This is a genomic window from Pseudonocardia sp. CA-142604 (assembly GCF_050948475.1).
Lineage (GTDB): Bacteria > Actinomycetota > Actinomycetes > Mycobacteriales > Pseudonocardiaceae > Pseudonocardia > Pseudonocardia alaniniphila.
This window is the reverse complement of sequence record NZ_CP192045.1, coordinates 6,083,664-6,108,812: the sequence shown is the minus strand read 5'-3', so window position 1 is coordinate 6,108,812 and position 25,149 is coordinate 6,083,664. Positions and strand designations below refer to the sequence as shown.

At 71.6% G+C, this 25,149-nt stretch carries 22 protein-coding genes; 18 read left to right on the top strand and 4 right to left on the bottom strand.

Annotated features, from left to right (window positions below; translation table 11 throughout):
• Nucleotides 1–37: 37 nt before the first annotated feature.
• Nucleotides 38–1,342 carry an MFS transporter gene (locus tag ACQPZQ_RS27735; RefSeq protein WP_433285449.1) on the bottom strand — a complete coding sequence of 435 codons (1,305 nt, stop codon included), beginning with the start codon at nt 1,340–1,342 and terminating at the stop codon, nt 38–40.
• Nucleotides 1,343–1,672: 330 nt separating this feature from the next.
• Between ACQPZQ_RS27735 and ACQPZQ_RS27730 the strand changes: the two genes are divergently transcribed.
• Genes ACQPZQ_RS27730 through ACQPZQ_RS27695 form a run of 8 tightly spaced genes read left to right on the top strand, consistent with a single transcriptional unit; the run spans nt 1,673 to nt 9,965 of the window.
• On the top strand, nt 1,673–2,782 hold the full coding sequence (locus ACQPZQ_RS27730; protein ID WP_433285447.1) for an NDMA-dependent alcohol dehydrogenase: 1,110 nt from the start codon (nt 1,673–1,675) through the stop codon (nt 2,780–2,782).
• A gap of 5 nt (nt 2,783–2,787) precedes the next feature.
• The gene (locus ACQPZQ_RS27725) at nt 2,788–3,777 is read left to right on the top strand and encodes an LLM class F420-dependent oxidoreductase (protein WP_433285444.1); all 990 of its coding nucleotides are present in this window, start codon (nt 2,788–2,790) and stop codon (nt 3,775–3,777) included.
• Nucleotides 3,774–4,910 (top strand): NDMA-dependent alcohol dehydrogenase, encoded by a 1,137-nt coding sequence (locus ACQPZQ_RS27720; protein ID WP_433285443.1) that lies wholly within the window; start codon nt 3,774–3,776, stop codon nt 4,908–4,910. The genes ACQPZQ_RS27725 and ACQPZQ_RS27720 overlap by 4 nt, the downstream gene beginning before the upstream one ends.
• A gap of 8 nt (nt 4,911–4,918) precedes the next feature.
• Nucleotides 4,919–6,208, top strand: coding sequence for a phenylacetate--CoA ligase family protein (locus ACQPZQ_RS27715; RefSeq protein WP_433285441.1), 1,290 nt, complete (start codon nt 4,919–4,921; stop codon nt 6,206–6,208).
• A gap of 14 nt (nt 6,209–6,222) precedes the next feature.
• The gene (locus ACQPZQ_RS27710) at nt 6,223–6,774 is read left to right on the top strand and encodes a UGSC family (seleno)protein (protein ID WP_433285440.1); all 552 of its coding nucleotides are present in this window, start codon (nt 6,223–6,225) and stop codon (nt 6,772–6,774) included.
• Entirely contained in the window at nt 6,771–7,847 is a 1,077-nt protein-coding gene (locus ACQPZQ_RS27705; RefSeq protein ID WP_433285438.1) for a hypothetical protein, read from the top strand. Before ACQPZQ_RS27710 ends, ACQPZQ_RS27705 begins: the two co-directional genes overlap by 4 nt.
• Nucleotides 7,847–8,953, top strand: coding sequence for a zinc-dependent alcohol dehydrogenase (locus ACQPZQ_RS27700; RefSeq protein WP_433285436.1), 1,107 nt, complete (start codon nt 7,847–7,849; stop codon nt 8,951–8,953). Before ACQPZQ_RS27705 ends, ACQPZQ_RS27700 begins: the two co-directional genes overlap by 1 nt.
• A gap of 10 nt (nt 8,954–8,963) precedes the next feature.
• Nucleotides 8,964–9,965 carry an amidohydrolase family protein gene (locus ACQPZQ_RS27695; RefSeq protein WP_433285434.1) on the top strand — a complete coding sequence of 334 codons (1,002 nt, stop codon included), beginning with the start codon at nt 8,964–8,966 and terminating at the stop codon, nt 9,963–9,965.
• A gap of 7 nt (nt 9,966–9,972) precedes the next feature.
• Here ACQPZQ_RS27695 and ACQPZQ_RS27690 read toward each other — a convergent pair whose 3' ends face one another.
• The 3 genes from ACQPZQ_RS27690 to ACQPZQ_RS27680 are packed head-to-tail and all read right to left on the bottom strand — an operon-like array spanning nt 9,973 to nt 12,776.
• Entirely contained in the window at nt 9,973–10,761 is a 789-nt protein-coding gene (locus tag ACQPZQ_RS27690; RefSeq protein ID WP_433285432.1) for an IclR family transcriptional regulator, read from the bottom strand.
• A gap of 54 nt (nt 10,762–10,815) precedes the next feature.
• Nucleotides 10,816–11,493: a response regulator gene (locus tag ACQPZQ_RS27685; protein ID WP_433285430.1), complete on the bottom strand. Its 678-nt coding sequence runs from the start codon at nt 11,491–11,493 to the stop codon at nt 10,816–10,818.
• Complete coding sequence (locus ACQPZQ_RS27680) at nt 11,493–12,776, bottom strand: GAF domain-containing sensor histidine kinase (protein WP_433299390.1); 1,284 nt, start codon at nt 12,774–12,776, stop codon at nt 11,493–11,495. Before ACQPZQ_RS27680 ends, ACQPZQ_RS27685 begins: the two co-directional genes overlap by 1 nt.
• A gap of 465 nt (nt 12,777–13,241) precedes the next feature.
• Here ACQPZQ_RS27680 and ACQPZQ_RS27675 point away from each other — a divergent pair, with 465 nt between their 5' ends.
• From ACQPZQ_RS27675 to ACQPZQ_RS27630, 10 genes are all read left to right on the top strand, one after another.
• Entirely contained in the window at nt 13,242–14,852 is a 1,611-nt protein-coding gene (locus ACQPZQ_RS27675; protein WP_433285428.1) for an ABC transporter substrate-binding protein, read from the top strand.
• Entirely contained in the window at nt 14,849–15,862 is a 1,014-nt protein-coding gene (locus tag ACQPZQ_RS27670; protein WP_433285426.1) for an ABC transporter permease, read from the top strand. Before ACQPZQ_RS27675 ends, ACQPZQ_RS27670 begins: the two co-directional genes overlap by 4 nt.
• The gene (locus ACQPZQ_RS27665; RefSeq protein ID WP_433285424.1) at nt 15,849–16,724 is read left to right on the top strand and encodes an ABC transporter permease; all 876 of its coding nucleotides are present in this window, start codon (nt 15,849–15,851) and stop codon (nt 16,722–16,724) included. Before ACQPZQ_RS27670 ends, ACQPZQ_RS27665 begins: the two co-directional genes overlap by 14 nt.
• Nucleotides 16,721–17,797 (top strand): ABC transporter ATP-binding protein, encoded by a 1,077-nt coding sequence (locus ACQPZQ_RS27660; RefSeq protein WP_433285422.1) that lies wholly within the window; start codon nt 16,721–16,723, stop codon nt 17,795–17,797. The genes ACQPZQ_RS27665 and ACQPZQ_RS27660 overlap by 4 nt, the downstream gene beginning before the upstream one ends.
• Entirely contained in the window at nt 17,794–18,816 is a 1,023-nt protein-coding gene (locus tag ACQPZQ_RS27655) for an ABC transporter ATP-binding protein (RefSeq protein WP_433285420.1), read from the top strand. Before ACQPZQ_RS27660 ends, ACQPZQ_RS27655 begins: the two co-directional genes overlap by 4 nt.
• Before the next feature lie 15 nt (nt 18,817–18,831).
• Nucleotides 18,832–20,070 (top strand): acyl-CoA dehydrogenase family protein, encoded by a 1,239-nt coding sequence (locus ACQPZQ_RS27650; protein WP_433285417.1) that lies wholly within the window; start codon nt 18,832–18,834, stop codon nt 20,068–20,070.
• Nucleotides 20,071–20,083: 13 nt separating this feature from the next.
• Nucleotides 20,084–21,127, top strand: a complete 1,044-nt coding sequence (locus ACQPZQ_RS27645; RefSeq protein ID WP_433285415.1) for an alpha/beta hydrolase — start codon at nt 20,084–20,086, stop codon at nt 21,125–21,127.
• 216 nt (nt 21,128–21,343) lie between these two features.
• Nucleotides 21,344–21,619 carry a muconolactone Delta-isomerase family protein gene (locus ACQPZQ_RS27640; protein ID WP_433285414.1) on the top strand — a complete coding sequence of 92 codons (276 nt, stop codon included), beginning with the start codon at nt 21,344–21,346 and terminating at the stop codon, nt 21,617–21,619.
• Nucleotides 21,620–21,698: 79 nt separating this feature from the next.
• Nucleotides 21,699–23,333, top strand: coding sequence for an ABC transporter substrate-binding protein (locus tag ACQPZQ_RS27635; protein WP_433285412.1), 1,635 nt, complete (start codon nt 21,699–21,701; stop codon nt 23,331–23,333).
• 238 nt (nt 23,334–23,571) lie between these two features.
• The gene (locus ACQPZQ_RS27630) at nt 23,572–25,143 is read left to right on the top strand and encodes a GMC family oxidoreductase (RefSeq protein ID WP_433285410.1); all 1,572 of its coding nucleotides are present in this window, start codon (nt 23,572–23,574) and stop codon (nt 25,141–25,143) included.
• Nucleotides 25,144–25,149 lie beyond the last annotated feature (6 nt).

Below are 25,149 nucleotides of genomic sequence, written 5' to 3'. Positions count from 1 at the left end.
GGGGCCGGCGGCGTCCGGCCCCCACGGATCCTTCATCTCAGTCCTGGACCACGCCCGCCGCCGGCTCCGCACCGGCTGCGGCCTGCGCCGGAACCCGGATGACCAGCGCCGCCACCAGGCTCGCCGCGCAGAGCAGCGCGAGGTAGAGCGCGATCGGCACCCAGGACCCGGTGGCCGCGAGGAGACCCACGGCCGCGAGCGGGGTGACGGCGCCACCGACCATGCCGCCGAGCTGGTAGGCGATCGACGCCCCGCTGTAGCGCACGCGGGCGTCGAAGAGCTCGGTGAACAGCCCGCCCTGTGCCCCCGCCATGATCGCCTGGACCACGCCCGCGACCATGAACGCCAGGAGCGCCGCAGCCGCGCTGCCCGTGTTGACCAGCAGGAAGAGCGGGAAGGCCCACGCCACGGCCGTCGCGGCGCCGATCACGTACACGCGCTTGGCGCCCCACCGGTCGGCGCAGAGCGCCGCGACGTAGATCCCCGCGATCCACAGCACGGTGGAGAGCAGGATCAGCGTGAGCAGGGTGGTGCGGTCGAAGCCGACCACGCTCGTGCCGTAGTTCAGCATGTAGACCATCACCGTGTAGCCGACCGCGGGCGGCGCGATGGCCGCCACGCTGGCCAGCAGGACCGTGCCCGGGCGCTCCCGGAACAGCGTGGCCACGGGCAGCCTGGTGACCTGCTGCTTCTCCTGCACGTTCCGGAACTCCGGGCTCTCGGAGAGCTTGCGGCGCACCACCATCCCGACGATCAGCAGCGCGATGCTGAGCAGGAACGGGATCCGCCACCCCCACGCGGCGAAGTCCTCGTCGGGGAGGCCGGCGATGGCGAGGAAGGCCAGGTTCGACGTGAGCAGGCCGATGGGGACACCGAACTGGGCGAAGCTGCCGAACAGCGCGCGCTGCCGCGGCGAGGCGTGCTCGGTGGCGACGAGGACCGCGCCGCCCCACTCACCGCCCACGCCGAAGCCCTGCACCAGCCGCAGGAGGATCAGCAGGAGCGGGGCCGCCACACCGATCGCCGCGTACGTCGGGAGCACGCCGATCAGGAACGTGGAGAGTCCGGTCATCATCAGGGTGAGCACCAGCATGGCCTTGCGGCCGATGCGGTCACCGAAGTGGCCGATCACGGCACCGCCGAGCGGGCGGGCGATGAACCCGACGGCGAACGTGCCGAACGCCGCGAGCGTGCCGGCGAGGGGCGAGAACGACGGGTAGAAGAGCGCTCCGAACACGAGCGCCGAGGCCGTCCCGAAGATGTAGTAGTCGTACCACTCGATCGAGGTACCGACACAGCTGGCGAGCAGCAGTGATCTCCTGCTGGGGGTCGGGTTGGCCACAATGCACCTTCCGCGCGGGGGTCGAGGATGTCGGTGAGGAGTAAATAGCCCACCGGCGCAGTCGTCGTCGGACCGTTGCCTCCGTACGAATGGGACGGATGTCGCACATCCGCACTGAAGCGGGCAACGGCGGTTTCGTGAGCCGGAAGGGCAGATTACGGACGCGAGATCCCTTCCGGGACGCGAAAGCCGTATGGCCGCCGTCACATCGCGCGGCGCATCGTGAGTGTTCGCAGCGGACGCACGGTCGCGGTGCCTGCGACCACGGCGTCCACTGCGGACACCCGGCTTGCCGCATCGTGCGGCCCCGCGCAGACCCCTGGAGCCGAAATGAGCATGACGACGCGCGCCGCGATCTGTCGCGAGGCGGGCAGACCGTGGGAGATCGCCGAGCTGGAGCTGGACGAGCCACGCGCGAACGAGGTGCGGATCCGCATCGAGGTCGCCGGGCTGTGCCACTCCGACGACCACGTCCAGAAGGGCGCTGCGCGGATGCGCTTCCCGGTGGTCGGCGGCCACGAGGGAGCGGGCGTCGTCGAGGCCGTGGGTGACGGCGTCACGCGGGTCGCCGTGGGGGACCACGTGGTGTGCGCCTTCATCCCGGCCTGCGGCACCTGCCGCTACTGCTCCACCGGCCGCCAGAACCTCTGCGACGCCGGGAAGAACGCGTCCACGGGCGAGTTCGCCGACGGGACCTTCCGGTTCCACCTCGATGGCGAGGACGTCGGCGGGATGTGCGTGCTCGGCACGTTCTCCCAGCACCTGGTCGTCTCCGAGTTCTCCTGCATCCCGATCCCGGAGGACATCCCGTTCGACGTCGCCGCTCTCGTGGGGTGCGGCGTGCCGACCGGATGGGGATCGGCGGTGCACGCGGCGGGCGTACGGCCGGGGCAGACCGTGGTGATCTACGGCTCGGGCGGCGTCGGTAGCAACGCGGTGCAGGGCGCCCGGTACGCCGGGGCGAAGAACGTGGTGGTCGTCGACCCGGTGGCGTTCAAGCGGGACATGGCCAAGGTGTTCGGGGCCACCCACACCTTCGCCGACGCCGCCGCGGCGCGCGAGTTCGTCGTCGAGACCACGTGGGGCGAGCTCGCCGACCACGCGATCATCACGGTGGGCGTGCTGCACGACGAGGTCATCGACCAGGCGATTCAGGTGGTCGGCAAGAGCGGCCAGGTGACGATCACCGCGGTCGGCAACGGATCGATCGACCACAATCCCGGCCCGTTCATCGGCTTCCAGCGCCGGGTGCAGGGCGCGATCTTCGGCGGCTGCAACCCGCTCTTCGACGTCCCCCGGCTGCTGGGGCTCTACCGGTCCGGTGACCTCAAGCTCGACGAGCTGATCACCCGCCGGTACCGGCTGGAGGAGATCAACGAGGGCTACCAGGACATGCTGGACGGCAAGAACGTCCGCGGCGTGATCCTCCTCGAGCACTGAGCGCCATGGCCGACCACGAGGGTGTGCGGCTGCGTGTGCTGATGGAGCCGCGTCACGGCTCGCGCTACGAGGAGATCCTGGCGCTGGCGTTGGCCACCGAGCACGCGGGGTTCGACGCGTTCTTCCGCTCCGACCACCTGCTCGGCGTCGACCCGAACGACCCCACCTACCGCCCGACCGACTGCTGGACCACGCTCGGCGGCCTGGCTCGTGAGACGTCGCGAGTGCGGCTGGGGGCGCTGGTCGGAGCGGCGACGTTCCGCGCGCCCGGCCTGCTCGCCACGATCGTCGCCTCGGTCGACGAGATGAGCGGCGGCCGGGTGGAGCTGGGGCTGGGCACCGGGTGGTTCGCCCGTGAGCACGCGGCCTTCGGCATCCCGTTCCCGCCGACCGGCGAGCGGTTCGACCGGCTGGAGGAGCAGCTGGCGATCATCACGGGCCTGTGGGGCACGCCGACCGGCGACGACGAGGGGTTCTCCTTCGAGGGCTCGCACTACCGCGTCGATGCCAACCGCACCCCGCCGCGTCCGGCCCGGAAACCGCACCCGCCGATCATCATCGGCGGCACCGGACCGCGGCGCACCCCGGCCATCGCCGCGCGCTACGCCGACGAGTTCAACGGGGCGCTGACGATCGGGGACGCCACCGGCGAGCAACTGCGGGAGCGCTTCGCGGTGTTCGCGCGGGCGTGCGAGGCGATCGGCCGTGATCCGGACGAGGCCCGCCGCTCCGCGGTGCTGCCCGTCGCCTGTGGCGTGACGCCGGCGCAGGCGCAGCGGCGGGCTGCCGTGATGGGTTCGGAGCTGATGCGCTCGACCGCCGCCATCGGCTCACCGGCCGAGGTCACCGAGCGGATCGCCGCGCTGGCCGCCGCCGGAGCGGACACCGTCTACCTGCACATCTACGACATCCACGACCTGGACCACATCGCACTGATCGGCGCTGAGGTCCTCCCGCACGTCACGAGCACACCGGAGAGGACGGGCGCCCGATGACACCGAGCAACCAGGGCAGCATCACCACCCGCGCCGCGATCGCGCGGCAGCCGCACAGCGGCTGGGAGCTCACCGAGCTGACCCTCGACGCCCCGAAGTCGCACGAGGTCCGCGTCCGCTTCCATGCCGCGGGCCTGTGCCACTCCGACGATCACATCACCCAGGGCGACGCGCCGGTGCGGTTCCCGATCGTCGGCGGCCACGAGGGCGCAGGCGTGGTCGAGTCGGTGGGTCCGGACGTGCGCCGGGTCAAGCCCGGCGACCGGATCGTCTGCTCCTACATCCCGGCGTGCGGCGCGTGCCGGCCGTGCTCGACGGGCCACCAGAACATGTGCGTCAAGGGCCTGAACGCGGGCACCGGCATGTTCCTCGACGGCACCTTCCGGTTCCACCGCGGCGAGGAGGACCTGGGCGGGTTCTGCACGGTCGGCTCGTTCTCGCAGTACGCGGTGGTGTCGGAGTGGGCCTGCATCCCGCTGCCGGACGACATCCCGTTCGAGATCGGCGCGCTGGTGGGCTGCGGGGTGCCCACGGGCTGGGGCTCCGCCGTGTACGCGGCGGGCGTGCGGGCGGGCGACACCGTCGTGATCTACGGCGCCGGCGGCGTCGGGAGCAACGCGGTGCAGGGCGCCCGCTATGCCGGGGCGAAGAACGTGGTGGTGGTGGACCCGGTCGCGTTCAAGCGGGACATGGCGAAGGTCTTCGGTGCCACCCATACCTTCGCCGACGCCCGCGAGGCGCACGACTTCGTGGTGGACACGACGTGGGGGCAGCTCGCCGACCACGCGATCTGCACGCCGGGCGTGCTCACCGCCGAGATCGTGGACGCCGCGATGCAGGTGGTCGGCAAGGCAGGGAAGGTGACGATCACCGCGGCGGGCAAGCTCGGCGAGCGCGCGGTCAAGGTGCACGCCGGCCTCATGATCATGTACCAGCGGCAGGTGCGCGGAGCCCTGTTCGGTGACTGCAACCCGCTCTACGACGTGCCGAGGCTGCTGCGGCTCTACCGGTCCGGTGACCTCAAGCTCGACGAGCTGATCACCCGCCGCTACACGCTCGAGGAGCTGAACGCGGGCTACCAGGACATGAACGACGGCAAGAACATCCGCGGCGTCCTCGTCCACGAGCGCTGAGGAGCACCGTGGTGCCACCGAGCTTCACCGCGCCCGAGGACCGCGAGGCCGTCACCGAGGTGCTGCGCGCGCAGCTGGAGGGGCTGGCCGCCCGGTCGCCGTTCTACGCGGGCCTGTTCGCGGAGCACGGCGTCACGGCTGCCGCGTTCGCGTCCCTCGACGACTTGCGCAAGCTGCCGTTCACGACCAAGCAGATGCTGCGCGACTCCCAGGCCGCGGCGCCGCCGCTGGGCCGCCACGCGGGCGTGGACATGACCGAGGTCATCCGCGTGCACGCCTCCACCGGCACCACCGGGCGTCCCAGCTGGGTGGGCGTGACCCGCCGGGACGCGGCCGCGTGGACGGACATGGTGGCCCGCGCGTTCCGCACGATGGGTGCTGCGCGTGAGGACGTGGTGCTGCACGCGGCCGGTCTCACGCTCTTCGTCGGCGGCCTCCCGATCCGCGACGCGCTGGAGCGGATCGGGGCCACACTGATCCCGATCGGGACGGGCGCCTCGGAGAAGGCGGTGCTCGCGCTGGAGACCCTCGGGGTCACGGCGCTGCACTCCACGCCGTCCTATGCGCGCTACCTCGCCGACCACCTGCGGGCACAGGGCCGCGACCCGAAGGAGTTCGGCCTGCGCAAGATCTTCGTCGGCGGCGAGCCGGGCGGGGGAGAGCCCGCGTTCCGGGCGCACGTCGAGCAGGAGTGGGGAGCACCGGTCACGGAGGGCCTGGGCAACGCCGACATGGCGCCGGTGCTCTTCGGCGAGGCACCGGGCAGCGGGGGAATGCGGTTCACCGGCGGCCGGCACGTGGTCGTCGAGCTGGTCGATCCCGAGACCGGCGAACCCGTCGACCCGGAACAGGGTGCGACCGGCGAGCTCGTCTACACGTCGGTCGACCGCGAGTGCTGTCCGCTGGTGCGCTTCCGCACCCGCGACCGCGTGGTCGTCACCGGGATCTCCGGCAGCGGGGAGCCGCTGATCCGCTGCGTCGGGCGCACGGACGACATGCTCATCGTGCTCGGGGTGAACGTGTTCCCCTCCGCCGTGCGCGACCTCGTGCAGACGCTGCACCCGCGCACCACCGGGGCGGTGCAGATCGTGCTCCCGCAGCAGGGCCCGCGGGTCGAGCCCCCGCTGCAGGTGGAGGCCGAGTGGGGCGAGCACGGTTCCGACCACGAACAGCTCGGCCGGGAGATCGAGTCGCTGATCCGATCGCGGCTCTCGGTGCGGGCCGCGGTGACGCTCGTCCCGCCCGGGTCGATCGAGCGTTCCCAGATGAAGTCCCGCCTGACCCGCCTGGCGAACTGACGACGGAGGCGCACGTGCCGAACGCGATCCTCGACCCCACCGGGCGCGCACCCGCACCCGCGGCCACCTCCGCGGCAGCCCCGCGGGCGGCACGTCGTCCCGACCTCGCGGGTGCGCGGGTGGGCCTGCTCGAGAACACCAAGCAGAACGCCGCGCTGCTGCTCCAGGAGGTCGCGAACCTGCTCGTGACCGAGCACGGGGCGGCCGGCGTGGCGCTGATGCGCACCAAACAGGCCTTCGCCCTGCCCGCGTCCGACGAGCTCGTGGCCGAGTACGCGGCGGCCTGCGACGTGGTGGTCACCGGGGTCGGTGACTGCGGCTCGTGCAGCGCGTCCGCCGTGGCCGACGGGGTGCTCTTCGAGGCTGCAGGCCTGCCCGCGGCCGTGATCTGCAGCGATGCGTTCGTCGCCACCGCGGACGCGATGGCGGCGCTGCGCGGTGCGCCCGGCTACCGGTACGTCACCACCGAGCACCCGGTGGCCGTGCTGACGCCGCAGCAGGTGCAGGAGCGCGCGAAGCACGTCGTCTCCGGGGTGGTCGTGATCTTGACGGAGGCGCGCTCGTGAGCAGCGCGAACACTCTTGGGCTGGATCCCGACGCCGCGCAGGCGGCGATCGAGCACTGCTACGAGCAGGGCTGGTCCGACGGGCTGCCGCTGGTCCCGGCGTCGCGCCCGCTGGTGGACCGCTTCCTCGCCACCGTCCCGCGGCAGGCGGACGAGGTGATCGGCGTGCTCCCGCAGCTCGACCGCGCGGTCACGGTCGAGCTGGCGGCGATCAACGCGGCGATGGCGGGCTGTCGTCCTGAGTACTTCCCCGTGGTGCTCGCCGCATGGGACGCCCTGGTGCGCGAACGCTCCACGGGCGGCGGCGGCTGGCAGTCCACGAGCGGTCCCGCCCCGCTGATCGTCGTGAACGGTCCGGTGCGGGACGAGCTCGGCTTCAACCGCACGGGCGGGGTGTTCGGCCCTGGGTTCCGGGCGAACGCGACGGTCGCGCGAGCGATCGGGCTGATCGTCCGCAACGTCTACGGGATCCACCCGCACGTCCTGGAGCAGGCCACCCAGGGGCTGCCGGGGCGGTGGTCGATCTGCGTGGCCGAGAACGAGGAGGAGAGCCCCTGGGAGCCGCTGTCGGCCGAGGGCGGGATCCCCGCGGGCACCTCGGCCGTGTCGGCCACCCTGCTGCGCACCTGCGAGTTCGTCGACAACCGGCACACGGGCAGCGCGGAGCAACTGCTCACCGACTTCGCCGACACGATCTCCCGCAGCGGCGCGTGGATCTTCCGGCACGCCTCGGCCGGCATCGTCTTCTGCCCGGAACATGCGCAGCTGCTCGCCGGCGCAGGCTTCGACCGCGCGCAGGTGCGAACGTGGCTCGCCGAGCACTGCGGGCGCACCGTGAGCGATCTCGCGCGCGTCGGGAAGGACGGGCTCGGCGACAACGGCGTGCGGCACGCGAGTGGGGAACGCCCGGAGGGGTTCGACCGCCTGCTGCCCTCGGCCGATCGCGAGCACCTGCTCATCGCGGTGGCCGGCGCGCGCAACGCCGGGATCTCCATGGTCGTGCGGCTCTTCTCTGGCTGGTCAGGGGCTGCGGTGCCGGTGGCGGCGCGCACCCTCGTAGGAAGGAGCAGTTGATGGCTGACACCGTCCGCGCCGCCGTGCAGGTCGGCCCCCGCAACATCGAGATCCGCGAGTTCCCGCGGCCGGTGATCGGCCCCGACGACGGGCTCCTGCGCGTGGAGGCCAACGGCATCTGCGGCAGCGACGTCGAGGCCTACCGGGGCCACCTGAAGATGGGCCGCGGTGGTGCGGTGGTGCCGGGGCACGAGCCGCTCGGGATCATCGAGGAGATCGGCGAGCGCGCCGCGGAGCGCTGGGGTGTGCAGCCCGGCGACCGGGTGGCCCTGGAGGTGATCGTGCCGTGCAGGTCCTGCCACGACTGCCTCACCGGGCGCTACCAGGCCTGCCGCAACCGCCGCTACGGCCACGGGGTCACCGGCGTCGACGTGGCGCCGAGCCTGTGGGGCGGGCTCGCCGAGCACCTCTACCTCACGCCGGGTGCGGTGCTGCACAAGGTCGACAAGACGCTGCCCGCCGAGCTCGCGGTGATGTTCAACCCGCTCGGCGCCGGCGTGCGCTGGGCGCTGCACCTCGGCGGCGTCGGCATCGGCGACACCGTGCTCGTGCTCGGCGCCGGCCAGCGGGGGATCGCCGCGGTGGTCGCCGCGCGTGCCGCGGGCGCCGGCACCGTCATCGTCACCGGTCTGGAGGCCGACGCCCACAAGCTCGCCCTCGCCCGCGAGTTCGGGGCCGACCACACGGTCGTCGTCGACGGCGACGGGGCGCAGGACGTCGTCGAGCGCGTCCGGGAGATCACCGACGGCGCGATGGCCGACGTCGTGCTGGAGCTGACCCCGATGGCCACCGAGCCGGTGACGCACGCGCTGCAGGCGGTCAAGCACGCCGGGCGGGTCGTGCTCGCCGGGCTGAAGGGCGGGCGCGAGGTGCCGCTGCGGACCGACCTGATCATCAACAAGGCGATCAACGTGGTCGGGGCCTACGGCGTCGACGCCCGCGGTTACGCGGAGGCGATCGCGATCATCGAGTCCCGCCGCTTCCCGCTGGAGAAGCTGCACACTCACACCTTCGGGCTCGACGACACCGCGCTCGCCATGGAAACCCTCGCAGGCGAGGTGCCGGGCGAAGCAGCGGTGCACGTCTCGGTCCACCCCAACCGCTAGGAGCGCCAGCGTGCTCGTCGACGCCCACGCCCACCTGCTGCCCCGTGACTACCCGTCCGACGCCCCGGAGTGCTTCCCGCGGATGGAGCCGATCGACGGCGACACCGCGCGCACGCTGCTGTTCGGGGCGGTGCGCTTCCGGGCCCGTGACGTGTTCTTCGACGCCGAGCGGCGTATCGCTGCACAGGACGCGTCGGGCGTCGACGTCGAGGTGGTCACGCCGATGCCGCCGTTGCTGCGCTACGACCTTCCCGCTGCCGAGGGGCTCTCACTCGCCCGGTACGTCAACGAGTTCGCGGCCACGTTGTGCAGTGCGGACCGCACGCGGCTCGTCGGGTTCGGCATGGTGCCGATGCAGGACCCGGACGCCGCCACGGCGGAGCTGGCGGCGATCCAGGAACAGGGCCTGCACGGCGTGGAGATCGCCTCGAACGTGCTCGGCGTCTCCATCGGTGACGAGCGGTTCCTGCCGTTCTTCGCCGAGGCGGAGCGCCTCGACCTGCCCGTGTTCGTGCACGCCATGCCCGCCATGACCGACCGGCTGCCGGCGTCGGCGATGGGGACCTACGTCGTGGGTCTCGAAGGGGCGCTTGCCGCCGCGTCGATGATCGCCGGGGGGACCGCGGGCAAGTGCCCGGACCTGCGGATCTCCTTCAGTCACGCGGCGGGTGGGTTCCCCCTGATGCTGCCGCGGGCGCAGTACTTCTGGGGCGGGGCGTGGAACGAGGAGCCCGTCGTGCCCGAACGCGCGATCGCGTACGACGACGGCCCCTCGCCGATCGAGTACGCCCGCCGCTTCTACTACGACTCACTCGTCTTCGACCGCCGCGCGATCCGGTACCTGATCGACCTGCTCGGCCACGACCGGCTGCTGGTCGGCTCCGACTTCCCGGCCATGCCCCGCGAGGACCCCGCGGGCCGGACGCTGCTCGGGATGGACCTGCCGGCAGAGGTCCTGGACGCGATCACCGCCGGGAACGCCCTGCGCTGGCTGGGCCTGCCCCCACCATGAACACGGGTCAGGCCGTCAGGGACGCCGAGATCGAGCGGGAGGCCTCCGTCAGGACGGCCGCCAGCTCCCTCGGGCGGGCGTCGTCGGCCTCGACCACCACGGAGATGGCGGCGGCGACCTCCCCGCGCCTGCCCAGCACCGGCACCGCGACCACGATGTCGGGAACGGTGATCTGGCCCCTGGCCACCGCCACCCCGGTCTTGCGCACCAGCGCGAGGCGGCGGCGGAGCTCGTCGGGGTCGACGACGGTCAGCGGGCTGAACCGGGTGAGCGGCGCGCTCAGCACCTGCTCCTGCAGTTCGCGGTCGGCGTGGGCGAGCAGCACGAGTCCGGTGCCGGTGGCGTGCATCGGCCAGCGGTCACCGACATGACTGTCCACGGGTTTACGCACGCGCGCGCGGATCGCCTCGATGTAGACGACCTCCAGTCCGTCGCGCACGCCGAGGTGGACGTTGCCGAGGGTGGTCTGGTGCAGGTCCTCGAGGTAGGGGAACGCGGCGTCGCGCAGCCCGAGCCCGCGTGGCGCGAGCGCGGAGAGCTCGAGCAGCCGCAGCCCCACGGAGTAGCGACCGCCGTCGTCACGCTCCAGCGCGCCCCAGGTGAGCAGCTCACGGACCAGCCGGTGCGCGGTCGGCAGCGTCAGCCCGGCACGGCGGGAGATCTCGCTGAGTGTGAGTGTCCGATGGGCGGGCCCGAACGCGTCCAGGACGGCGAGCACGCGTCCCGCGGCCGTCCTCCGCACTCCACCGTCGTCGACGGGGGAACGGGTGGGCCGATGTTCCCCGGTCACGGTCATGTCGCACCTTCCCCCAGCACACACCACTGTGGACAGACGGGTCGCGAGCTCGCGCTACGAGCTCGGCGGCGGGATGAGCCCCTCCCTGATGGCCACCAGCGCCGCCTGCGTGCGCGAGGAGAGCTGCAGCTTCGTGAGCACGTGGCTCACGTGCGTGCGAGCCGTGCGGTCGCTGATGTAGAGCTCGGCGGCGATCTGCCGGTTGGACAGGCCGCGCGCGACGAGTGCGAGAACCGTGCGTTCGCGGGCGGTGAGGGAGGCCAGCCCGGTGGGCGGGGACACCAGCTGGCGGGTCAGCCGGCCGGCCACGGCAGGGTCGAGATGCACCTCGCCCCGGGCGGCCGCGCGGATCGCGGCGGCCACCTCGTCGGGGTCGGCGTCCTTGAGCAGATAGCCCGCCGCACCTGCCTGCAGCGCCGCGTACACCCGCTCGACCTCACCGAAGCTCGTCAACATCACGACCCGGACGTCCGGATAGGACGCGAGGATCTCCCCGATCGCACTGATCCCGTCCATCTCCGGCATCAGCACGTCCATGAGCACGACCTTCGGCAGCCGGTTCTCCGTCGCCAACCGCCGGAGCTGGACGAGCGCGTCCCGGCCGTTGACCGCCTCCGCGACGGCCTCGATCCCGTCGGCGCTCTCCAGGTAGGCCGCGAGCCCGCGGCGCACGACGGCGTGGTCGTCGACGACGAGCACGCCGATCACCTCCTGGCCGGCCACGGACGGCATCACAGGGCACCGTCCGGCAGCGCCACGGGAATCATGACCTCGACCCGGCAGCCCGGTGCGGTGTCGCGGATCTCCATGCGTCCTCCCCATCCGCGGGCCCTCGTCTGCATGGAGACCAGCCCGATCGCCCCGGCCCGCGGTTCCCTGCCGTCCAGCCCGATGCCGTCGTCGGCCACGTCCACGAGAAGCCGGTCGCTCCCGCGGTCGCCGGCGGTGCGGACCCGGATCCGCACCCGTGTCGCTCGCGCATGCTTCACCACGTTGTGCAGTGCCTCCTGAACGATCCGGTACAGGTCCTCCTGCAGCTCGACCGGCAGCATCTCGAGCTTCTCCGCCGTCTCGACGTCGATGTGGAGTCCCGAGAGCGACTGCACCGACGCGGCGTGGTCCCGGACGGCCCCGGCGAGGCCACGCTCGACCAGCTCCACCGGATGCAGCTGGCTGACGAGGCTCCGCAGGTCGGCGAGTGCGTTCTGGGCGAGTCCGAGCAGCTCGTCGGCGACCGACTGCACCCGCTCGGGGCTGCTCACCCGGCCGGACGTGACCTGCGATCGCAGGGCCTTGGCGTGCATCCGCATCGAGAAGACCTGCTGCACCACCGAGTCGTGCAGCTCACGCGCGAGGCGGGCGCGCTCGGCGAGCTGGGCGTCGTGACGGGAGCGGGCGAGCAGCTCGGCGGAGTCGACGGCCATGGCCGCCTGATCCGCCATCGCGTCGAGGAACTCCAGATCGGCGCACCCCGGCACCTCTCCGGGTTCGTAGTACGCGTTGAGCACACCGAGGGCCCGCCCGCGGACGACGAGCGGGACCGCGACGAAGCAGTCCCACCGCGGAGCGCCCATGATCGCGTGCAGTGGGGCCCAGGCGGGATCCGCGAGCACCGCCGCCTTGCGGTGGGGGATCATGATGCGCCGGCGCGCCCGGAACGCCTCGACGAACATCATCCGGGCTCCGAGCCTGCGGCATTCCTCCAGCCGGTCGGCGAAGTCCTCGGCGTCGGTGAACCCGGCCTTGCCCACCACCCGCATGGTGCCGCCCTCCACCCGGAGGATCTGCACGGCGGCGATGTGCTCGGCCTGCACGACCTCGCGGGCCACGACGTCGAGGGTGACGCGCAGCGATGCGGTGTCGGCCACGCTCGACGCGGCGCGGGCGATCGCCGCCAGCCGCCGTTGCCCCCGGCGGTCGTCCTCCGACGGCCGGTCCTGCAGAGGGTCGCCACAGACGGGACAGCCCGCGGGCCGGACCTCGCGGCCTGCTCCGCACGCGACTGCCTGCTGCATCACGCCGACTCCTTCGTCGAGGCGCTCGTCACCCATTCGGAACCAGTCTCACCAGCGGAACCAAACGTCACAAGACTCACGCTCCTGTTCGCGGACGTCGGCCGGGATCGGCACCGTGGACCGAGACAAAAGACGTAGCCTGCCTCACCAGCGGTGGCGCGTTCCGTCGGCCCGCGAGCCCGACGGCGTCGACCGGTCGAACTTTGTCTTTCGCCGAGTGAAAGCCGCCTGCACGAGATCCTGGTCCTCACCGGACGCTGTGTCGGATGTAGTGAGCCCGATCACCCCCGACGTCGAAGCCCCCATCCCCCGACGCACCGACTCCGACTCATTCACCTCGATCCTGTCGGCCCCGACCAGCCATCCCCGCAGCGATGCCGACGCATCCCGGCGGTGGTTCCCGACCCGTGCCTCGTGAAGCGGCGCCGGGCGGCGCCGAAGCACGCAACGAAGCGGGAGGTCCTTGTGAGACCGAAGTTGCAGCACTTGTCCCTCCTTCTCGCCGCGCTCCTACTCATCGCGGCATGCGGGGGCGGCGGCGGGACAGCGGGCGGCACAGCTGCGCCGGCCGGGCCACCGCAGCGTGGCGGCGAGCTCACCGTGCTCGAGAGCTCGTCCTTCGCCGGTGGTTGGCCATCCGGGCTCGACCCCGCGACGAACACGACGGGCGGCGCGAACATCTCGCAGATGAGCGCCATCTACGGCGGTCTGTTCCTCCTCACGGCGAACGAGGACGGGTCCGATCCGCGCGTCGTGCCGAACCAGGCCGAGGGCTACGAGCTGCTCGACGAGGGACGCACGGTCCGGATCACGCTCCGCGAAGGCATCCGCTTCAGCGACGGCACGCCGTTGGACGCGCAGGCCGTGGTCTTCAACCTGCAGCGGGCCATGGCCTCGCCGTGCTCGTGCAAACCGACATGGCCGCTCGCCGACGGCGGGATCATCGCGGAGGACGCGCGCACCGTCGTGCTGAAGTTCACCCGCCCCTACGCCGCTGTGATCAACTCGTTCCCGGTGGCGAACACCAACTGGATCGCCTCTCCCACCGCGCTGCAGCAGATGGGCGAGGAGCAGTTCCGGATCACCCCGGTGGGCGCCGGGCCGTTCACGGTGGTGTCCAACCAGCTCAGCTCGCTCCTGGTGCTGCAGCGCAACCCCACCTACTTCAAGCCCGACCGGCCCTACCTGGACAAGCTGACCTTCCAGTCCATCGGCGGGGACCAGCCCGCGTACCAGGCGCTGCTCGCCGGGCAGGCACAGGCCTACGAGGGCCTCGGGACCACTCCACTGCTGGAGCAGGCGCAGTCCGGCGGGCGGCTGACCGTCACGGTCCAGCCCCCGACCTCGCCCTACGTGATCCAGCTCAACACGAAGACCGCCCCGTTCAACGACCAGCGGGCCCGCGAGGCCATCTACCGCGCCACCGACTTCGCGGCCATAGCCAAGGGTCTCTTCCAGGGGCTCTACCCCGTGAGCCAGTCGTTCACCGGGCCCGGCGGCCTCTTCCACACCGAGACCGTGGACGGTTACCCGACATACGACCCCGAGCAGGCCAAGCAGCTCGTGAGCCAGCTCGGCGGCCTGACCGTGGAACTCGGGACGCTGAACGGCTACGTGGCCCAGCAGGTGATGACGGCGCTGCAGACCCAGTGGCAGGCCGCGGGCATCACCGTCAACACCAAGACCTACGAGCTGTCCACGCTGGTCCAGCAGTTCAACTCGGGTCAGTGGCAGTCGATGCTGCAGACCGCGGGAGCGTGGGACCCGGCGTCCGGCGTCGGAGTGGGCTTCCGGTTCGCCTCGACCTCACCCTTCAGCGGCGTCGCCGACCCGCAGCTCGACCAGTTGCTCGACGGGGCCGCGGCCACGGTCGACCCCGCCGAGCGGCAGCGGCTCTACAGCGAGGCCGGGAAGTACATCAGCGACAACGCCTACGCCCCGTTCGGGCTGGCGTTCGCGGCTGCGAACCTCGCCACCCCCGGCGTGTACGGGCCCGGCCTGACCACGAAGATCCCGCCGATCGTCGTCAACGCCGGAATCATCTGGGACGAGGTCTGGCGGGTGCAGCAGCAGTGACGGCATCCGTGGACGCCGGCCGGCACCGCGCCGGCGCCGGCTTCCTCACCTCGCCGGGGATGCGGCTGGTGGGCAAGCGGCTGCTGCTGGCCGTGCCGATCGTGCTCGGGGTCAGCATCCTGACGTTCTGGGTGCTCAACCTGATCCCGGGCAGCGCGGCGCAGCAGCTGCTCGGGCCGGAGGCCACCCCGGAGCAGGTGCGGGCGCTGGAGCTGGAGCTGGGCCTGGACCGGCCCGCCGTGCTGCGGTACCTGGACTGGCTCGGTGGAGCGGTCACGGGGGACCTCGGGCAGTCCCTCGTGAGCCGGCAGCCGGTGACCGGCCTGCTGGGCGAGCGGCTGGCCGTCAGCGGTGAGCTCGCAGCGCTGGCGTTCCTCATCTCGTTGGGACTCGCGGTGCCCACCGCTCTGCTGGCCGCGTACCGGCCCAACCGGCTGTTCGACCGGCTCAGCATGGTCGTGAGCATCACGGGGCTCTCGGTGGCCAACTACGTGCTGGCGCTGCTGCTCGTGCTGATCTTCGCGGTGCAGATGGCGGTGTTCCCGGCGATCGGGTTCGTGCCGCTGTCGCAGGGACTGGGGGAGAACCTGCAGTCCATGGCGCTGCCCGCGGCGGCCATCGCGTTCCCGCTGTACTGCTTCTACACGCGGTTCCTGCGCGGCGATCTCGTCGACCAGCTCCAAGGCGAGGACTACGTCACCACGGCACGGGCGAAGGGCATCGGGCCGTGGCAGGTGCTCGTGCGCCACGCGTTCCGCAACTCGGCGTTCGGGCTGATCACCGTGGTCGGCCTGAACCTCGGGACCCTCATCGGCGGGACGGTGATCGTCGAGCAGATCTTCGCCCTCCCGGGGATGGGGCAGCTGATGCTGCAGGCGATCAACACCCGCGACTTCGTCGTCGTGCAGGCGTGCGTGGTGGTGTTCGCGGTGGCGGCCGTGCTGGCCAACCTGCTGGCCGACCTGCTCTACGCCGTACTCGACCCGAGGATCCGCTATGGCAGTCGTTGACGCCGGGCCCGCGCTCGTCGAACACGCGGAGGCCCCAGCCGCCCGGACCCGGGGCTGGGTGGGATCGCTCGGGTTGGTGCTGCCGGCCGCGGTCGTCGCGCTGATCGCGCTGGCCTGCTTCGTGGGCCCACTGGTGCTGCCCGTGCCGCCGCCGATCGGGGGCAGCGTGCTGGAGTCCTACCTCCCGGCGTTCTCTCCGGGGCACCTGCTCGGCACCGACCCGAACGGCAACGACATCCTCTCCCGGATCCTGTCCGGGGGCCGCTCGTCGCTGATCGTGGCGGTGGCGGTGAACCTGCTCGGGCTGCTGGTCGGCGGCACGCTCGGCGCCCTGTCCGGCTTCGTGGGCGGCGTGGTGGACACGGTGATCATGCGCGTGCTGGACGTGCTGATCGCGTTCCCGTCTCTGGTGCTCACCCTCGCGGTGGCGCAGAGCCTGGGGCCGAGCCAGACCAACACGATCCTGGCCTTGGCGTTCTTCAGCATCCCGGCGTTCGCGCGGATCTCCCGGGCGGCGACGCTGCGGCTGCGGGAGCTTCCGTTCATGGCGTCCGCCGTGCTCTGCGGCACGCCGGGATGGCGGATCCTGCTGCGGCACGTCGCCCCGAACATCGCCCCGCAGCTGATCACGTTCGGGATGCTCGGGATGGGCATCGTGATCGTGATCGAGGGCGCGCTGAGCTTCCTCGGGCTGGGCATTCCGCCGCCCGCCCCGAGCTGGGGGAACATGATCTCGCAGGGCCAGCAGAGCATCTCCGCCACGCCGATGCTGGTCGTCTGGCCCTCGGCGGTCCTGTTCGTCACGGTGCTGGCGTTCAACCTGCTCGGTGAGAACCTCCGCGTGCGATGGAGCGGCCGATGAGCCTCACGGATGACGACGTCCTCGCCGCGGAGCCCGGAGCGGGGCCGTCCCGTACCGGTCCCGTGCCCGACGGTGAGCCGCTGCTGGAGGTACAGGACCTGCGGGTGCGCTTCTCCCGCGCCGGGCGCCATGTACACGCCGTCAACGGCCTGTCCTACCGGCTCGCGCCCGGCCGGATGCTCGCGATCATCGGGGAGTCCGGTTCCGGCAAGAGCGTCAGCTCGCGCGCGCTCATGGGGCTGCTCCCCTCCACCGCGGCCGTCACGGGCTCTGCGCGGTTCGCCGGCACCGAGCTCGTCGGGATGCCGGAGGCGCAGATGCGCCGGCGGCGGGGCGCCGACATCGCCATGGTGTTCCAGGACCCTGCCCGCTCGCTCAACCCGACGATGCGGATCGGCACGCAGGTCGTCGAGGCGGTGCGCGCGCATTCGGACATGGACCGCCACGCCGCCCGGCGGCGGGCCGTCGAGCTGCTGTCGCTGGTGCGGCTGCCGGTACCGGAACAACGGTTCGCCGAGTACCCGCACCAGCTCTCGGGCGGCATGCGGCAGCGGGTGATGATCGCGATCGCGCTCGCGGGCGAACCCCGGCTGCTCATCGCCGACGAGGCGACCACGGCGCTCGACGTGACCACGCAGGCGCAGATCATGGAGCTGCTCGTGGAGCTGCAGCACCGGCTCGGCATGGCAGTGATCATGATCAGCCACGACCTCGGTCTGGCCGCGAGCTACGCCCAGGACGTCCTCGTGATGTACGCGGGGCGGGGTGTCGAGCACGCCTCGGCGGAGACGCTCTTCTCGCGCGTCCGGATGCCCTACACCCGCGCGCTGCTGGGAGCGATCCCGCTGCTGGAGCGGGAGTCGCACGCACTGCTGCCGGTGGTGCCCGGCCAGCCGCCCGACCTGTCGGCGCTGCCGGCCGGCTGCCCGTTCGCGCCGCGCTGCGAGTTCGCCGACGAGCAGTGCGGCGAGGACCCTCCGTTCGCCGAGCACGAGCCGGGCCACCGGTGGGCGTGCTGGCACCCGGTGCCCGACGCGGTGGCCGACTCAGGGCCGAGAGGAGACCGGTCATGACCGCACTCGACGAGCGCCCGGCACAGGGCGAGCCCCTGCTACGCGCCCGCGGAATCGTGCAGCAGTTCCCGGTACGCGGCGCCGGGGGGATCAAGGGCGGCGTCGTGCACGCCGTGTCGGACGTGTCGTTCGAGGTGCGGGCAGGCGAGACGCTCGGCGTGGTGGGGGAGACCGGCTCCGGCAAGTCCACGCTCGCCCGGTCGGTCATCCAGGCGCCGCGCCCCCAGTCCGGGGAGGTGCATTTCCGCGGGACCGACCTCATGCGGCTGCGCCGCCGTGACCTGGTCGAGGCCCGCAGGCACATGCAGATGGTCTTCCAGGACCCGTTCGGCTCGCTGAACCCGCGGTGGCGGGTGACGGATCTGGTCGAGGAGCCCCTCGTCGGCTACGGCGTGCGGGGGTCCGCGCAGCGGGAGGCCCGGGTCCGGGAGCTGCTCGACATGGTCGGGCTCGACCCGTCGGTGTACGGGAAGCGGCGGCCGCACGAGCTGTCGGGCGGGCAATGCCAGCGCGTGGCGATCGCCCGGGCCATCGCGTTGCACCCCGCCCTGGTGATCTGCGACGAAGCGGTGTCCTCGCTCGACGTGCTGATCCAGGCGCAGGTGCTCAACCTGTTCGAGCGGCTGCGCACCGAGCTGGGACTGTCCTACCTGTTCATCTCCCACGACCTGGCGCTGGTCAAGCAGGTGAGCGACCGGGTGGCGGTGATGCACCTCGGGCAGCTCGCCGAGGTCGGGCCGGCGGACGAGCTGTACCGGCGACCGCTGCACCCCTACACGGCGGCGCTCCTCGACTCGATCCCCGGCCTCGACCCCGAGACCGGACGCGCCCGCCGTCCCCGTCCCCTGGAGGGGGAGGCGCCCTCACCGCTCAACCCGCCCAGCGGGTGCCGGTTCCGCACGCGCTGCCCGCTGGCCCGGCCGCGGTGCGCCGAGGAGGAGCCGGTGTTGCGCGAGCACGCCCCCGACCACCAGGTCGCCTGCCACTTCCCGCTCGACGCCGCCACGCGGGCCTCCTGATCGCGAAGGAGCACCATGTCCAGCACCACCGCTCTCACCCCGCCCACCGGTGTCGACCCGACGCCGGCGTCGCTGATCCAGCGCGTCGTCGAGCTGCGTCCCGCCCTGGTCGCCGCACAGGCCGAGGTCGAGGAACGCACGTACTACTCGCAGGAGATGCACGAGACCTTCCGGGAGGCCGGGCTCTACCGCGTGATGCAGCCACGGCGCTACGGCGGCCTGGAATGCGACTACATCACCTTCACCCGGCTGCAGATCGAGATGGCGCGCGGGTGCGTCTCCACGGCGTGGTGCTGGGCACTGGCGTCCAGCCACGCCGTGCAGATCGCCTCGTACTTCCCGGAGGCCGCGCAGGAGGCCGTCTTCGGTGACGGCGACTTCCGGTGCGCGTCGGTGGCGGCGCCCGACGCCACGGCCGTGCGGCTGGAGTCGGGGTGGCGGCTGGACGGAACCGTCCGCTATTGCTCGGGGATCCCGTACTCCACGCACTTCATGGGCCAGGCACTGATCGCGGGGCTGCCGCCTGCGGAGGCGGCCGAGCGGATGCTGCTCTACGTCGCGCCGCGCAGCGAGTGGACCATGCTCGACGACTGGGGCTCCAGCACGGGGCTGCGCGGCAGCGGGTCACACAGCATCCGGCTGGAGGACGCCCGGATCCCGGCGGAGTTCGTGCTCGAGAACACGAACATGATCAGCGTCGACGTCTCCGGCGGAACGCCCGGTCTGGCCCTGCACGGCAACCCGATGTACACGGGGCGGGCGCTCGCGCCGTTCACGATGTCGGTGGCCGCACAGATGATCGGCGCGGGCTACAACGCGCTCGACGAGTTCGAGCACCAGATGCGCACCCGCAAGACCAGCATGCCCCCGATGGTGCCCCGGCTGACCGACCCCGATCACCAGCGCTGGTACGGCGGAGCGCTCGGCAAGCTCGCGACGGCCGAGGCCGCGGTGCTGCGCTGCGCGGAGGAGCACATGGAGCTGTGCGAGCGCACCGCCGCGGGCGGCAAGCCCTACGGCGAGGAGGAGGAGCAGCGGCTCGGGGTCATCGCGCGCGAGGCGATCGTGCAGGTATGGGAGGCGGTCGACCAGCAGCTGTTCCGCAACGTCGGATCGAGCGCGATGAACGCGGGCCAGCGCTTCGAACGGCTCTACCGCGACATGGCGATGATCGCAAGCCACCGCAACACCGGCTTCCGCGACCTGATGTTCCGCAGGCTCGCCCAGCTGCACCTCGGGGTCGATGCGACCTGAGAAGGAGCGAGCGATGAGCGAGCTTGTGAGCGAATCGATGTCAGCGGGCTCGGGCCGGGTGGCGCCGGCGCCGGCGCCGGACGGCGAGCTCGTCACGTCCCGGCGCGGCTTCTTCTGGGTGGGGACGGAGCGGGTGCGACACCCGGCGGGCCTCGTGCCGCGCGGGCCGATGTTCGTCGCCTGGGAGGCGCCGGAGCAGGTGACCAGGCCGTACCCGCTGGTGCTGGTGCACGGCGGTGGCGGCCAGGGCACCGACTGGATGGGCACCCCCGACGGGCGCAGCGGCTGGTCGACCATGCTGGTTCGCAGCGGCCACGTCGTGTACGTCGTGGACCGGCCCGGCCACGGCCGCTCGCCCTATCACCCCGACGTGCTCGGGGCGATGGGCCCGCCGTTCTCCTACGAGCGGGCGAAGGAGATCTTCGCCCCGGACTCCCACGCGAGCCTGCACACGCAGTGGCCGGGCAGCCGGGATCTCGACGACCCGCTGTTCGACCAGGTACTCGCCCCGACCGGACCGATGCCCGCCGACATGGCGGCCGCCCACCGGCTCGACGCCGACCGACTCGTGCAGCTGCTCGAACGCGTCGGGCCCGCGGTGCTCGTCACGCACTCCGCGGGTGCGCCCGGCGGCTGGCTGGCCGCCGACGCGCGTCCCGACCTGGTGGTCGCGCTGCTCGCGCTGGAACCGATCGGGCCGCCGTTCCTGAGGCTCCCGGACGGCGGGTCGTTGCTGCCCTGGGGCCTCACGGCGGCGCCGCCGGCCTTCGACCCGCCCGCCGCCGACCCGTCCGAACTCGCCGTGGGATCCCACCGGCTCCCCGGCCTCGCCCGCGTCCCGATCGGCGTGTTCTCGGCAGGCGCCTCGCCGTTCGACGCCTTCGCCGGCGACGTCGCGGAGTTCCTCCGCGCTGCGGGCTGTCGAGCGGAGTGGGTGCGCCTCGCCGACCACGGCGTACCCGGAAACGGGCACGCCGTGATGTTCGAGCGCAACTCCGCGGAGGCGCTCGCGGTGCTCGTGCGGTGGCTGGACGAGGTGATCACGCAGCAGCGATGATCGTCATCGTCGCGCCTGGACCGGGACATCCGACGTATGCCGTCCGGGACCGCCGGCCGGACGGATGAGGTCATCGGCACGGTTCGGCGCGGCTGCCACCCGCCCTAGCGTGAGTTCCGCGGTCCCTGTGGCCGCCGTTCCCCGAGGAGTTCCTGTGAGGCACGTACAGATCGGCCGGTACCCGGCAGTGTGGTCGGTTCCTGCGGGAGGTGCGTGATGGAGTTCCTCGTACACGCCCGCAACAAGCTGCCGCGGGACTTCCCCGCCGAGCGCCGCGCCGAGATGCGCACGCTCGAGCGTGCCGTCGCGGGCCGGTGGCGCACCGAGGGGATGTTGCAGCGGCTGTGGCGGGTGCCCGGACGGACCGACTGGGTCGGGCTCTTCACCGCCGACGACGCCACCGTGTTGCACGACGCGCTCACGACGCTCCCGATGTGGCCGTGGCTCGAGATCACCGTGCAACCGCTGGCGACCCACCCCCAGGAACGGTGATCACACCGCCCGGGCCTGACGCGGCGACGGTCTCGGGCGACGACATCGATCCGGCCGACGAGCTCGACGAGGAGATCGTGTGACCACCACCGAGACCCGCCGACCCCGCACCCGTCTGCTGGCGGCGCTCGCGGCGACGCTGTCCGCACTGGTACTCGCTGCGTGCGGCGCCGCACCGGGAGCCGACACAACGGCCGCCGCAGGCGGGATCCGCACCGTCAACCCGTACGGGGGTGACCCCGCCACGGAGGGGACCCCGAAGCGTGGCGGGGTGCTGATCATGGGCACCGACCGCGAGGTCGTCGGGTTCGACCCGACCGTGCAGAACACCAACCAGGCCGCGCTGGCGGTCTACGACTCGCTGATGAAGCTCAAGCCCGACGGCTCGGCCGAGCCGTACATGGCGAAGTCGATGGACAGCACGGACGGCGGGCGGACCTGGCGGATGGGTCTGCGGGAGGGCGTGACCTTCTCCGACGGCACGCCGCTGGACGCGCAGGCCGTGATCGTCAACGTGCAGCGGCACATCGACAAGGCGTCGTCCCCGGGACACCGGTTCACGGAGCCGATCGAGTCGATGACCGCCGTCGACCCGCTCACCGTGGAGTTCCGGCTGAAGTCGCCGTTCGGACTGTTCCCGACGGCGTTCGCGGGCAGCTTCACCACCGGCAGTCTCGGCCAGATCATCTCGCCTGCCGCGCTGCAGAAGTACGGCGACCAGATCGCGAACAACCCCGTCGGCGCTGGTCCGTTCGTCCTCGGCAACTGGACGCGCGACTCCCGGATGGAGCTGACGCGCAACCCGAACTACTGGCAGGAGGGCATGCCCTATCTGGACGGGCTGCAGTTCCGGCCGCTTCCCGACACCGAGAGCCGGTACGCCTCACTGGAGAACGGGGACGTCGACCTGATCTTCGGCGGCTACCACACCGAGCTGCTGCGCGGGTCGGAGAACCCGAACCTGACCGTCTACTACGGATCCGGGCACGGCGCGGAGTGGCTCTACTTCAACCACGAGAAGCCGCCGTTCAACGACCACCGGATGCGCGAGGCCCTGGTGCGCGGGATCGACACCCAGGCGCTCGCGGCCACCCAGTACCGCGGGCGGATGGAACCGGCGCACGGATACTTCGGTGACAACAGCGAATACCAGACGCCGGAGGCGGCCGCCGCGTACCCGTCCTACGACCCCGAACGTGCGAAGCAGCTCGTGGCCGAGTACGTGGCCGAGGGCGGGAGCACGACGGTGGTCTACAAGACGACCAACGCCCCGAACCGCATGGCGTTCGCCGAGTTCCTGCAAGCGCAGATGGCCGCCATCGGCATCACCGTGCAGCCGCAGTTCTTCGACCTGGCCCAGTACTCCTCGAGCGTCGTGCAGAGCCGCGACTTCCAGCTGGCCGGCACCGTCGGCGGGCCGGTGGACTCGCCGTACCCGGCGGCGCAGAACGTCCTGCGGACCGGCGGCAACCAGAACTACGGCGGCTACACCAACCCCGAGGTGGACGCACTGCTCGACAGGGCCGCCGCCACCACCGACGACGCCGAGCGCACCCGCCTCTACCAACAGGTGCAGCTGGTGACCAACCAGGACATCTCGATGGCCTACACCAGCCGCGGCTATCTCTCGACGATCGCGAAGCCGGAGGTGAAGGGAGTCGTGCGGTACCTGACCCGTGACATGTTCTTCGGTACCACCTGGCTGGACCGCTGACGGGGACAGTCGCCCGAAGGGCGCAATTTCCGTAGAAGTCCGCCAGGTATCCCGAATAGCACGAATCGGAGCACAAGAACAGCGAATATCGAGTCCTCGACCGAGAGTCGTGCGTTATCCTGCTGCCCCGGGCTCAGGCTCGGGGCAGCGCTCTCGTATGAAGGACATGATGCCCAGGACGGTTCGGACAAGCCTCCGCGATACCCGCGATTTCATTCCCCGGCTGAATACAGGACCGATGACCCGGCGCAATCTGCTCAAGCTGTTCGGTGTCTCGGCAGGAGCGTTCGGCATCGGTTCTCACATTCGCGGTGGTTCGAGCCGCCCGCTCGCGTACGACTACGTCATCGTCGGTGCGGGCTCGGCGGGCTGCACACTGGCGGCGCGGCTTCTCGCGGATACCCGGGCCAGCGTCCTGCTGATCGAGGCCGGCGGCTCCAACAACCGGCCCGACGTGCGGGACTTCACGAGGTCGGAGAGCCTGACGGCGCCGGGCGCCACGACCGACTGGCCGTTCGAGTCGGAGCCGCAGCGTGCGCTGCTGGGCAGGCGGCAGTCGTTCGCGTGCGGCAGGCTGGAGGGTGGCAGCAGCTCGGTCAACGGGATGGTCTGGGTCCGCGGCAACCCCGCCGACTACGACGGCTGGGCCGCAGGCGGCTGCCCGGGCTGGGACTACCGCAGTGTGCTCCCGTCGCTCGCGGCATTGACCGGGCCGATCCGGCCGTCGAATGAGCTGCCGAGGCGGAACGCCCTGTCCCACGTCGTCGTGAAAGCGGCAATCGATGCCGGTTATCCGTTCAACGCGGACTACAACGGCAAGAGTCAGTTCGGGGTTGCCTACACGCAGCTCAACGTGGTGAACGGGATCCGGCAGGACGCCTTCAGCACGTTCCTGACGCCGTATCTGACCGATCCGCGTCTGACGGTGATGACGGACGCGCTCGTCACCCGCCTCGCATTCGACCGCGGGAAGACGATCGACCGTGTGCTCATCGACGCGGGTGGTCACGAGATCGCGGTCACCGCGAACCGGGAGGTGATCGTCAGCGCGGGGTCGGTCAACACGGCGCGGCTGCTGCAGCTCTCCGGCATCGGTGCGGCGGCCGATCTGGAGCCGCTCGGCATCGCGGTCGTCGAGGATCTGCCGGGTGTCGGGCAGAACCTGCACGACCACCTGATCTCCGTGGTCTCGAAGAGGCTCCGCACCCCCGAGCCACCCAGCCACGTCACGGCGATGGACGTCAACGTGTTCACCGGCAACGGCAGAGTGCCGGGCGCGCCCCGGTTCCAGTTCCAGGTCTACTACACGCGCATGGCGCGGGTCCCGTATCCGGCCGAGTCACTGCCGATCGGCGTGATGAACCTGCACCCCACGAGCCGCGGCTATGTCCGGCTGCGATCGGCGGATCCACGGATGCCGCCGATCATCCAGCCCAACTTCCTGCAGACGTCCGAGGATTTCGATACGGCGCTGGAGGGCTACGAGCTGGCGCGTGAGCTGATCAACGCGAAGGCGCTGCGCGACCGTGTGGTCGACGACGGTGCCGTGCCCCCGGCGGACCTCAGGACGAAGCAGCAGGTGGTCGCGGCGATGCGGACGTACTCCGAGTCCAACTACCACGCTGTCGGCACCTGCCGCATGGGCACGGACGCCCTCGCGGTGGTCGATCCGCAGCTGCGCGTGCGCGGTGTGACGGGCCTGCGCCTGGCGAGCGCAGCGATCATGCCGGCCATCACCTCGGGCAATACGAACGCGCCGTCGATGATGATCGGCGACCGCTGCGGCCGCCTGATCCTGGACACCGGCTGACCCGGC

Coding starts and splice junctions, on each gene's coding strand:
- ACQPZQ_RS27645 (WP_433285415.1), top strand. CDS start 20,084: ATGAGCGAGCTTGTGAGCGAATCGATGTCAGCGGGCTCGGGCCGGGTG.
- ACQPZQ_RS27640 (WP_433285414.1), top strand. CDS start 21,344: ATGGAGTTCCTCGTACACGCCCGCAACAAGCTGCCGCGGGACTTCCCC.
- ACQPZQ_RS27720 (WP_433285443.1), top strand. CDS start 3,774: ATGACACCGAGCAACCAGGGCAGCATCACCACCCGCGCCGCGATCGCG.
- ACQPZQ_RS27630 (WP_433285410.1), top strand. CDS start 23,572: ATGACCCGGCGCAATCTGCTCAAGCTGTTCGGTGTCTCGGCAGGAGCG.
- ACQPZQ_RS27650 (WP_433285417.1), top strand. CDS start 18,832: ATGTCCAGCACCACCGCTCTCACCCCGCCCACCGGTGTCGACCCGACG.
- ACQPZQ_RS27680 (WP_433299390.1), bottom strand. CDS start 12,776: ATGCAGCAGGCAGTCGCGTGCGGAGCAGGCCGCGAGGTCCGGCCCGCG.
- ACQPZQ_RS27730 (WP_433285447.1), top strand. CDS start 1,673: ATGAGCATGACGACGCGCGCCGCGATCTGTCGCGAGGCGGGCAGACCG.
- ACQPZQ_RS27665 (WP_433285424.1), top strand. CDS start 15,849: ATGGCAGTCGTTGACGCCGGGCCCGCGCTCGTCGAACACGCGGAGGCC.
- ACQPZQ_RS27725 (WP_433285444.1), top strand. CDS start 2,788: ATGGCCGACCACGAGGGTGTGCGGCTGCGTGTGCTGATGGAGCCGCGT.
- ACQPZQ_RS27685 (WP_433285430.1), bottom strand. CDS start 11,493: ATGCCGTCCGTGGCCGGCCAGGAGGTGATCGGCGTGCTCGTCGTCGAC.
- ACQPZQ_RS27700 (WP_433285436.1), top strand. CDS start 7,847: ATGGCTGACACCGTCCGCGCCGCCGTGCAGGTCGGCCCCCGCAACATC.
- ACQPZQ_RS27655 (WP_433285420.1), top strand. CDS start 17,794: ATGACCGCACTCGACGAGCGCCCGGCACAGGGCGAGCCCCTGCTACGC.
- ACQPZQ_RS27690 (WP_433285432.1), bottom strand. CDS start 10,761: ATGACCGTGACCGGGGAACATCGGCCCACCCGTTCCCCCGTCGACGAC.
- ACQPZQ_RS27660 (WP_433285422.1), top strand. CDS start 16,721: ATGAGCCTCACGGATGACGACGTCCTCGCCGCGGAGCCCGGAGCGGGG.